This window comes from Tahibacter caeni (assembly GCF_024609805.1).
Taxonomy (GTDB): Bacteria; Pseudomonadota; Gammaproteobacteria; order Xanthomonadales; family Rhodanobacteraceae; genus Tahibacter; species Tahibacter caeni.
The window spans coordinates 1-1517 of sequence record NZ_JANFVR010000600.1 but is presented as its reverse complement, the minus strand read 5'-3'; the positions used below and the strand labels follow the sequence as shown (position 1 = coordinate 1517).

At 72.4% G+C, this 1517-nt stretch carries 2 protein-coding genes; both read left to right on the top strand.

Translation table 11 applies throughout. The features are described from left to right. Window positions 1–692: 5-dehydro-4-deoxy-D-glucuronate isomerase (gene kduI, locus NON22_RS24180; protein WP_257389538.1), on the top strand; the 692-nt coding region annotated here is incomplete at its 5' end. Between the two features lie 7 nt (window positions 693–699). Next, on the top strand, window positions 700–1458 hold the full coding sequence (kduD, locus tag NON22_RS24175; RefSeq protein WP_257389537.1) for a 2-dehydro-3-deoxy-D-gluconate 5-dehydrogenase KduD: 759 nt from the start codon (window positions 700–702) through the stop codon (window positions 1456–1458). Window positions 1459–1517: the final 59 nt, after the last annotated feature.

Here is a 1517-nt window from a genome sequence, read left to right as displayed (position 1 = left end):
CGCCGGCCCGCGCGGCGGTCGCGCTGCCGGCGCAGACCGAGCCGGCCTCGGCCGCGGGCAAGCCGTTCCTCGAGCGGCGCGAGCTCGGCGCCGTCAACGTGGGCCAGGGCGCCGGCCGCATCCGCGTCGACGGCCAGGTGTTCGAGCTGCAGCCGCGCGATGCGCTGTACGTGCCGATGGGCAGCGCCGAGGTCGTCTTCGAGTCGCTGTCGGCGGAGCAGCCGGCGCTGTTCTACCTGGCTTCCACGCCGGCGCACGCGCGCCACGCGGCCGTGCACATCTCGATCGCCGAGGCCGTGCCGCTGCAGCGCGGCGCGCTCGCCACGTCGAACGAGCGCACGATCTACCAGTACATCGTGCCGGCGACCTGCCAGTCCTGCCAGCTGCTGCTCGGCCTGACCCTGCTCAATACCGGCAGCGTCTGGAACACCATGCCGCCGCACCTGCACGACCGCCGCAGCGAGGTCTATTTCTACTTCGACCTCGGCGCGAACGACCGCGTATTCCATTTCATGGGCGAGCCCGACGCGGCGCGCCATCTCGTCGTCGCCAATCACGAAGCGGTGGTGTCGCCGCCGTGGTCGATCCACATGGGCTCGGGCACGGCCAACTACGGCTTCGTCTGGGCCATGGGCGGGGAGAATCTCGACTACACCGACATGGCCGTGCTCGACATCTGTCAGCTGAAGTGAGGCGCGAATGAGCCATCCGTTCGATCTGTCCGGCCGCGTCGCGCTCGTGACCGGCGCGAACACCGGCCTGGGCCAGGCCATGGCCGTCGCGCTCGCGCGGGCCGGCGCCGACATCGCGGCGATCGGCCGCTCGGCGCCGGACGAGACCGCGACGGCGGTCGCCGCTGCCGGCCGGCGTCTGCGCTGGATCGAGACCGGCCTCGATCGCGTGGCCGGCCTGGAGCAGGCCGTCGCGGCCGCCGTCGCACAGCTCGGCCGCGCCGACATCCTCGTCAACAACGCCGGCACGATACGCCGCGCCGCGGCGCTGGACTTCAGCGAGCAGGACTGGGACGCCGTGCTCGGCGTCAACCTGAAGACCGCGTTCTTCCTGGCCCAGGCGTTCGCGCGCCACTGCGTGGCCGCGGGGCAGGGCGGCAAGATCATCAATATCGCCTCGATGCTGTCGTTCCAGGGCGGCATACGCGTCGCTTCGTACACGGCGAGCAAGAGCGGGCTGCTCGGGCTGACCCGCCTGCTCGCCAACGAATGGGCCGCGCAGGACATCAACGTCAACGCGATCGCGCCGGGCTATTTCGCGACGTCCAACACCGCGGCGCTGCGCGCCGACGAACAGCGCAACCGCGACATCCTCGCGCGGATTCCGGCCGCGCGCTGGGGCGATCCGGCCGATCTCGGCGGCGCGGCGGTGTTCCTGGCCTCGCGCGCGGCCGACTACGTCCACGGCGCCGTGCTGCCGGTCGACGGCGGCTGGCTCGCGCGCTGACCATGCGCGCGCCGCGCCGCCGTGCCCGCGCAGTTGCCGTGCTGCGCCGGCTCTGCGGT